This window comes from Coxiella endosymbiont of Ornithodoros maritimus, from assembly GCF_907164965.1.
Classification (GTDB): domain Bacteria; phylum Pseudomonadota; class Gammaproteobacteria; order Coxiellales; family Coxiellaceae; genus Coxiella.
In genome coordinates this window covers 39,403-48,105 of the sequence record NZ_CAJRAM010000008.1, presented here as the reverse complement: position 1 = coordinate 48,105, position 8,703 = coordinate 39,403, and the positions used below count along the sequence as shown (strand labels likewise).

Genomic DNA, 8,703 nt, shown 5'->3' with positions numbered 1-8,703 from the left:
TTTTTTACAAAAGCTATTTTATACACTCTTTAGGAGGGAGCTAGATGATTATCAGCTCTTTACATGACCCAAGTTTTTTCTGATGAACTTGAAGAAGATGAGTCATGTAAAGACCATATCATTATCCACAAGTCACAGGTATTTCCATTTTAAACTTGGTGATTCCGCTCAGGAGTCCAGGCGCGCTTTTAGCGCACAGCGCGCACGTAGTGCGCTGTGTCCCCCGCCTGCGTGGGGACGATGAGGGAGCAGGGATGACGGGTTTAAGTTTTTAGTTTTTACCACTTCTGGGTAATAGATATGGTAAAGACATAACTCCTTGTTCTGCGTCATTAGAAAATAACTCACGGCGTCATGGCTACCGGAGTATAGGCGAAGGGTAATTCAGAGGAATCTTTGAAAGTCACAATTTCCCAAGCGCTTTTAGTTACGAGCAATTGTTTTAATAACTTGCTATTCAACGTATGACCAGATTTAACGCCGCTGAAAGAACCAATTAAACTACGGCCTAATAAATAAAGATCGCCAATCACATCAAGAATTTTATGTTTAACAAATTCATCTGGATAACGCAATCCATCTTGATTTAAAATTTTGTATTCATCCAACACTAAAGCGTTGTCTAAGCTAGCACCCAAGGCTAAATTATTTTTTCGGATAAATTCATAATCGGATAAAAAACCAAACGTACGCGCCCGCGATATTTCTTTTACATAGGATGTGCTCGAAAAATCAAGCGTCGCATTTTTATTATTTTCGTTAAATAAAGGATGATCGAAAGCAATATCGAAACTAATTTTAAACCCGTTATAGGGTTCGACCATGACACTTTTATCCCTCTCTTCGATTTTGACTTTTTGTTTGATGCGGATAAATTCTTTGGGTGCGTTTTGTTCTTCGATACCGGCAGACTGAATTAAAAATACAAAAGGACCCGCGCTGCCATCCATGATGGGTAATTCAGGTGAGGTTAGATCAACATATAAATTGTCAACGCCAACGCCCGCTAATGCCGACAATAAATGTTCGACCGTGGCAACACGCACATCCCCTTTCGTTAAACACGTCGATAAACTAGTATCACCAATGTAATTAACCTGAGCTGGAATTTGAACCACCGGGTCTAAATCGGTCCGGCAAAAAATAATGCCGGTGTTGGGGGGGGCGGGACGCAATATTAGATAAACTTTTTCTCCAGTGTGAACACCAACACCCGTAGCTCTCACGACATTTTTTAGAGTTCTCTGTTTAATCATTGTGTTATCAATCCTTTACTGGAAAACAGGAGGCGTATTTTAGCACATCCTTGCTAGTAACGGTTAATATATTTTAGTGTTAATCATCTCCACTGAATTCCCGCGCTGAGGAACTCAGCTGCCCGACATAATCGATGGTTCAGTCATTGAATGACGGCTCAATCTTCCTCCTGGCGACGTAAAAACGCGGGAATATCTAAATATTCAAAATCCCGGTCGCGTTGCTCTTCGAGATCTACCGTGCGTTTAGAGGGCTCTTGATTTCGCATATAAGTCGGCCGATCCAATTGATGATAATAATCCAATGTGCCATCGTTTTTCGTGTTTTTTACAGGTTTTAAGGGGACACCGGCGCCGCTACTACCAGCGTGCGAACCCAATCCGGTCACCACCACCGTTACGCGCAGTTCATCGCTCATATCGGGATCGATAACAGTACCGATGACAACCGTCGCTGTTTCAGAAGCAAATGCCTTCACAGCTTCGCCAACCTGTTCGAATTCGCCAATCGATAAATCCATCCCAGCACTGATATTGACTAACACGCCTCGAGCACCCGTGAAATCCACGTCTTCCAACAGAGGGCTTGCGATAGCAGCTTCCGCGGCTTCACGAGCTCTGGTTTCGCCGCTGCTAACGCCAGTTCCCATCATAGCCATCCCCATTTCTGACATGACGGTGCGTACATCGGCAAAATCGACGTTTATCAATCCAGGACGAGTAATTAAATCAGCAATCCCTTGAACGGCGCCTAATAAGACATTGTTCGCTGCTTTAAAAGCATTTAAAAGGGTTATGTTTTTGCCCAGCACATTCAGTAATTTATTATTCGGGATGGTAATTAATGAGTCCACATAGTTACCTAGCGCTTTGATCCCTTCTTCCGCCACATCCATCCGTTTTTTACCTTCAAATACGAATGGCTTCGTCACAACAGCGACTGTCAAAATACCCAACTCTTTGGCCACTTCCGCGAAAATCGGTGCAGCACCAGTTCCCGTGCCCCCGCCCATTCCCGCGGTTAGGAAAACCATGTCTGTTCCTTCGAGAATTTCACGAATGCAATCGCGTGCCTCTTCAGCCGCTTGACGACCGACGCTTGGATCGGCACCCGCCCCAAGCCCTTTGGTGATTTCATCACCGAGCTGTAAAACGACTCGTGCCTTAGACCGCCCTAAGGCTTGAGAATCGGTATTCGCACAAACAAACTCTACACCATCGATATTCTCAGCGATCATATGCTCGATAGCGTTTCCCCCACCACCACCGATACCGATGACTTTTATTTGGGCATTTTGCGGTGAGGTTTCACCCAATTCAAACATGTTATTGCCTCCTAATGCCAATCAAAAATTTCCTTGGAACCAACTTTTCATCCGTTGCCATAAGCTCATGCCGTGTTGCAAATCAAAAACAGGCCGATTATTGAGCTGACTTTGATAGCCATGAATGAGTAATCCCACTGCCGTAGCATAAATAGGATTGTCACGAACATCCGCCAAACCATTGACATACTGAGGCAGCCCTAACCGCACCGGCATTTGGAAAATGCGCTCAGCCAATTCAATACAACCAGTTATATGCGAAGCACCACCCGTCAGCACAATGCCGGCAGCAATTAAATCTTCAAATCCACTACGACGCAATTCGGCCAGCACAAGCTCAAATAATTCTTCATAACGCGATGCAACCACCTGAGCCAATGCCCGTTTTTCCACCTGTTTAGGCAGGCGCTTAGCCACGCTGGGGACTTGAATGGCTTCTTCAGGGTTGACCTCCTCTGGCAATACGGAGGCGTATTTAATTTTAATTTGTTCGGCATATTGAGTCGGCGTACGTAAGGCTACCGCCACGTCATTTGTGACGTGATCGCCGGCGATGGGGATAACGTGGGTATGGCGGATGGCTCCTTCAGTGAAGATAGCAATGTCCGTTGTCCCTCCTCCTATGTCCACCATACAGACACCCAATTCTTTTTCATCGTCTGTTAAAACGGCATGGCTGGAGGCCAATTGCTCTAATACGATATCGCCCACTTGCAGTCCGCAACGGCGGACACACTTGTTAATATTTTGAGCGGCGCTCACCGCACCAGTCACAATATGCACCTTGGCTTCCAAGCGTACGCCCGACATGCCGACCGGCTCCCGAACGCCTTCTTGATTATCGATGATAAATTCTTGTGGCAGAATATGCAGTATTTTTTGATCGGCGGGAATGGCCACCGCTTTAGCGGCGTCAATAACGCGGTCCACATCCGATTGGTTCACTTCGCAGTCGCGAATGGCCACAATCCCGTGAGAATTTAGGCTGCGAATATGGTTGCCCGCGATCCCAGTATAAGCAGAATGAATATCACATCCTGCCATTAATTCTGCTTCTTCAACCGCTCTCTGAATCGATTGGACTGTTGATTCAATATTAACCACAACACCGCGCTTTAAACCGCGTGACGGATGCGTGCCAAAACCAATAACTTGAATCTGGTTATCTTGGGCAACTTCTCCGACAAGAGCCGCGATTTTACTCGTACCGATATCTAAGGCAACAATGAGATTTTTATCTGGATTTTTCGGCATAGCCGCCAAAATCTCCCTGTGAAAACACTGACATTGACTATTAAATCATTAGTATAAGCGATATACTTCAAAATCACTATTAAAAAATAAATGTTGTTTCATATGATTAGTCAGATTTCCATGGATATTTACAATATATTACTTAGATACTAGTTAATTATATTTAAATATCAAAGTAGTTTAAGAGATTAGATGGAAAAAGCATTTAAAAAAATTATTCGAGGCTACCGTGATTTTCGAAAAAATACGCAACCGGCAATAATGCAAAAATGCGATCCGGGCGATTTATTTGTTTTCCGAAATGTGGCCAACATTGTTCCACCTTACAAAGCCGACGAAAGTCATCATAGCATGAGCGCGGGGCTCGAATTTAGCATTTGCTATTTAAACGTAAAACACCTTATCATTTTAGGACACAGTCAGTACGGCGGCATAAACTTTACTCAACAGTGAAAACTTAAAACAAAACGATTTTATACCCTCTGGGTTCTCTGATTAAAACAAATTCTTCAATGGTTCAAGATGCTAATCAATTTACTAAAGAGGGTTTAACGCACTCTTATCAAAATTGCCTAACCTTTACTTGGATTAAAGAACGCATTCAACAAAAAAATTGTCTATCCATTTATGGTTTTTTGATATTAAAGAAGAGGAGATCTTTGCTTATTCATTTAAAAATAAAAAATATCAGAAAATTAATTCTTCCATTGAATGGCCAACCCATTCGAATATCGAAGATCAACATGTTCAATTCGATTAATGTTCGCGCCAATAATTTTAGGGTAAAGATGCACGAATTGTTCAAATCGGTGATCGATGTTTTCACGGCCTAAAAAAATTTGAGTATGCCCATTTAAAATCAGAGACCAAGCGCCCCGTTTTGTTAATGATAAAGCCGTGACGACGGCGTGAAAATGGATGAGCAACTGACTAAATTGTTGAAACCGGTTTAATACATTTTCTTCGCTATTATTAGGCCCGCTGAGTTGTGGAATATTTTGAGGAATGGTTGCAAGCGGCGGGGAAAAAATTTCACCCTTTTGCATGATTAATTCATTTTGATTCCAGCGGGCAATCGGTCGCTGTTCTTCTACCTGAATTTCTAATTCATTGGGCCATATTCGTCGCACCGACACATCGTGCACCCATGGCAGCGACATTAATGCTGTTTGCAACGTCGAGGCGTTAAAAGAAAAAAAACCACCCTGAATGTGATGGACAACAATGTCTTTTAATTCAGCCATTTTGATATGATCGCTACTCACTGTAATTTTAATTTGACGAAAAGGCAGTGTCTTTGGATTATGCAAAGTTATAATTCCCGCTAAAAGGCTTACAAAAGCAAGCAACAGTAATGCAGTCGGAATTAATTTTTTTATATTTTTTAAATTTCGGTGGGTTTTTCTTTTTACATTATACCTCTTCATCAGGATCGTCCAATAATATGCACTTCTTTAACAAGTTGAATGCCATGCATTTGATTAACGTGCTGAGCCACATAATGGATTAAAGCTTCAATATCGGCAGCACTGGCATTACCTTTATTTAAAATAAAATTAGCGTGCTTTTCTGAAACTTCAGCGTTTCCAATGGATTTGCCCTTTAAACCAGCCGATTCAATTAACCGTGCGGCGTAATCACCCGGCGGGTTACGAAATACCGAGCCACAGCTATATTTTCCGATGGGCTGTGATAGATTGCGTTTTTTAAGTAGCATATTAATAGCAGTTTTTACTTTGTCCGTATCGCCGCGATTAAAAAAAAATAACCAGCAATAAAAAATTGATTTTCTAATCCTTCCACTTGACGGTAGTGAATTTTAAATTCACCCGGCGTACGCTTTAATATTTCGCCCTGATGACCAATGGTTTCCACACCAATTACATTGCGCCACGTTTCACTGCCGAAAGCGCCCGCATTCATCGCTAAAGCACCGCCGACAGTTCCTGGAATGCCGGCGAAAAAAGCACCGTCCTCTAAGCCTTGGCTCACACAAAATTTTGCTAATTTAGCGCAAGTGACGCCGGCTTCTGCTCGGATGATGGTTTTGCCATTCCCAGATAAAAAATCCTGTGTTCCGCTTTGCTCTGCGAAAACTAATTGACTATTAATAACAGAGAGTTCTTTCAGTCGGTTTAATGTTAGAATAACGGCTCCTTTAATTCCACCGTCTCGAATTAATACATTACTCCCTAAACCAAGCCAGGTTAAAGGTTCATCGGAAGGCAATTGAGTCAGAAAATCTTGTAAATCAGATAAATCGGCCGGACGATAAAGTCGTTCTGCTTTTCCGCCCACGCGCCAAGAAGTGTAACGCGCTAATGGTTGATCACAGAATAATTCGCCACGCAAACGAGTAAAATTCTCTTTATCCATGAGTCTGCACCAAGGCAGTAACGACACTGCCTATATTTCCGGCCCCTTGTAAAATAATAATGTCATTGGGTTGGCTTAATTTTTGCAATGTTTCAGGCAAATTTTGCAGTAACGGCACAAAAGTTGTTTTTTGCACCATCCCATTGCACATCATTTTAATTAGCGCCATTCCATCAGCACCAGGGATTGGCATCTCGCCAGCACTATAAACTTCAAGCAAAATCAACCAATCAGTTTCTGCTAAAACAGAAACGAATTCCGTCATTAAATCCCGAGTGCGGCTATAACGGTGTGGCTGAAATACCAATACCATTCGCCGTTCTGGCCACGCGGCCCGTGCTGCGGCTAAAGTAGCTTTGATCTCGTTGGGGTGATGGCCATAATCCTCGATAATTAACGCATTTCCCTTAGGCAAAATCATTTCGCCACGAATAGTAAATCGACGATCCACACCAGGAAAGCCTGCCAATGATTTAAGTAATGTAGGTTCATTCATTTGAACCACATCAGCGATTGCCGTTACTGCCGTCGCATTTAAAGCATTATGCTGCCCGGGCATACTTAATTTAATGTTTAAAGGCGCCTTACGGTAAGGGGAATGGATTTGAAAATGGCTTTGGATACCTTGTTGACAGTAATCAACCACACGATACTGAGCATCAGAAGAAAAACCATAGGTGATTACCCGGCGAGACAACGCCGGTGCTATTTCGCGAAGTATAAGATCATCCAAACACAAAACCACAAGGCCATCTCGCGCTGTTTGTTCTAAGAATTGTATGTACGTTTGTTTTAAACGATTAAAATCGCCATCATATGTACTTAAGTGATCCGCATCGATATTAGTCACAACGGCAATATCGGGATGCATAAATAAAAACGAAGCGTCACTTTCATCCGCTTCAGCAATAAAATAATAGCCGTTACCAACCCGTGCTGGCGTTTGAGAATTGTTTAATACACCCCCGACCATAAACGTAGGGTCTAAATTCGCCTCAACGAACGCATGGCTTAACATCCCCGACGTGGTGGTTTTTCCATGGGCGCCGGCAACGGCAATGGATTGATACTCTTTCATTAAGTTAGCGAGCATTTGGCCGCGTTTTAGAAGCGGTATTTTCGCTTGCTTTGCTGCCATCAATTCAGGATTTGTCGCCCCGATGGCACTCGAGTAAACGGCACAATCCGCCTGAGTGATGGCCATATCTTCGTGATTGAATATAATTTCAGCGCCTAATCGTTGTAATCGTTCGGTATTCTTATTGGGAGAAACATCCGATCCTGTCACACGACAGCCTTTTTTTAATAAAATTTCGGCGAGCGCACTGACACCAATACCGCCAATCCCTAAACAGTGAACATGATTAATGATTTTTTTATCGAGCTGCATAAAATTTCTTACATTGAGCAATGACACGCTGAACGGCTTCGGGCTTTGCTAATTTTCGCGCATTTTCGGCCATGGTTAACAGCCGGTCGCGATTCTGCGCAAATTGTTCAAACAAACGCATCAAATCCGTTTCCGTTAATAATCCCACTGAAATAATAATAGCAGCTCCTGCTTGTTCCAAAAAGCGGGCGTTATGGAATTGATGGTTGTCCACGGCATGAGGGTAAGGGATAAAAATACTCGCCACCCCAACTGAGGCGATTTCGCAAACAGTCAAAGCGCCTGCCCGGCAAACAACTAAGTCAGCCCAACTATAGGCATCTGCCATGCCGCTAATAAAATCATCGACCTTAGCTTCTATCTTTATCTTTTCGTACTCTTTTTTGATGAATTCAAAATCTCGTTCTCCGGTTTGATGCCAAACAGCAATTTCTTCAGAGCAGGGATAACTACTCAATGCGGCCAGCATTTTTTGATTAATAGACTGAGCCCCTTGACTGCCGCCTAAAACTAAAATACGTAACGGCCCGCGACGACCAGCCAAACGAATTTGTGGCAATGGCATCTTAACCAGTTCCGCACGAACCGGATTGCCCGTTGTAACTACTTTACGATTTTGAGGGAATGTGTCGGGAAAACCTTGCAAGATAGATTTAGCCATTTTCGCCAATACACGATTCGTTAGACCGGGAATCGAGTTTTGTTCATGAATGATTAAAGGTGTGCGAGTTATCCAAGCCGCTAGCCCCCCGGGACCCGCCACATAACCGCCCATACCTAAGATGACATCGGGTTTAAACTGACAAATAATTTGGTAAGCTTGAAAAACCGCCCTTACTAAACGCAAAGGCATAAGAAGCTGTTGCAGTCCTCTTTTCCCACGAAAAGCTTTAATTTGAATGAGGTGCAAAGGAAAGCTATCAGGAACTAGCTTTTCTTCAAGCCCTCCTTTCACACCCAGCCATTGGACGTCAACCTCCTGTTCACGCAACCCTCGCGCTACCACGAGTGCCGGAAAAATATGGCCGCCAGTGCCGCCGGCTATAATTAATATTCGATTCATAACAGGATGATAGCACTCTCGGGCCTTTAGGGTAAGGCT

General features: G+C 43.3%; 6 protein-coding genes and 2 pseudogenes. 1 reads left to right on the top strand and 7 read right to left on the bottom strand.

The window, feature by feature from the left end:
• Positions 1 to 344: 344 nt before the first annotated feature.
• The 3 genes from lpxC to ftsA all read right to left on the bottom strand — a co-directional run bounded on the left by lpxC (position 345) and on the right by ftsA (position 3,844).
• Entirely contained in the window at positions 345 to 1,256 is a 912-nt protein-coding gene (gene lpxC / locus OWO34_RS00680; RefSeq protein ID WP_267256198.1) for a UDP-3-O-acyl-N-acetylglucosamine deacetylase, read from the bottom strand.
• Positions 1,257 to 1,414: 158 nt separating this feature from the next.
• On the bottom strand, positions 1,415 to 2,581 hold the full coding sequence (gene ftsZ, locus OWO34_RS00675) for a cell division protein FtsZ (RefSeq protein ID WP_267256197.1): 1,167 nt from the start codon (positions 2,579 to 2,581) through the stop codon (positions 1,415 to 1,417).
• A 21-nt stretch (positions 2,582 to 2,602) separates the two neighbouring features.
• The gene (ftsA, locus tag OWO34_RS00670) at positions 2,603 to 3,844 is read right to left on the bottom strand and encodes a cell division protein FtsA (RefSeq protein ID WP_267256196.1); all 1,242 of its coding nucleotides are present in this window, start codon (positions 3,842 to 3,844) and stop codon (positions 2,603 to 2,605) included.
• Positions 3,845 to 4,027: 183 nt separating this feature from the next.
• On the opposite strand from ftsA, the pseudogene OWO34_RS00665 reads away from it, so the two are divergent.
• Positions 4,028 to 4,595 (top strand): annotated as a pseudogene (locus OWO34_RS00665) (carbonic anhydrase).
• Here OWO34_RS00665 and OWO34_RS00660 read toward each other — a convergent pair.
• From OWO34_RS00660 to murG, 4 genes and pseudogenes are all read right to left on the bottom strand, one after another.
• Positions 4,531 to 5,262: a cell division protein FtsQ/DivIB gene (locus OWO34_RS00660; RefSeq protein WP_267256195.1), complete on the bottom strand. Its 732-nt coding sequence runs from the start codon at positions 5,260 to 5,262 to the stop codon at positions 4,531 to 4,533. The pseudogene OWO34_RS00665 and the gene OWO34_RS00660 overlap by 65 nt on opposite strands.
• Positions 5,262 to 6,211, bottom strand: a pseudogene (gene murB, locus OWO34_RS00655) (UDP-N-acetylmuramate dehydrogenase). Before murB ends, OWO34_RS00660 begins: the two are co-directional and overlap by 1 nt.
• Entirely contained in the window at positions 6,204 to 7,601 is a 1,398-nt protein-coding gene (gene murC, locus OWO34_RS00650) for a UDP-N-acetylmuramate--L-alanine ligase (protein WP_267256194.1), read from the bottom strand. The pseudogene murB and the gene murC overlap by 8 nt, the downstream one beginning before the upstream one ends.
• Entirely contained in the window at positions 7,588 to 8,664 is a 1,077-nt protein-coding gene (gene murG / locus OWO34_RS00645) for an undecaprenyldiphospho-muramoylpentapeptide beta-N-acetylglucosaminyltransferase (protein WP_267256193.1), read from the bottom strand. Before murG ends, murC begins: the two co-directional genes overlap by 14 nt.
• Positions 8,665 to 8,703: the final 39 nt, after the last annotated feature.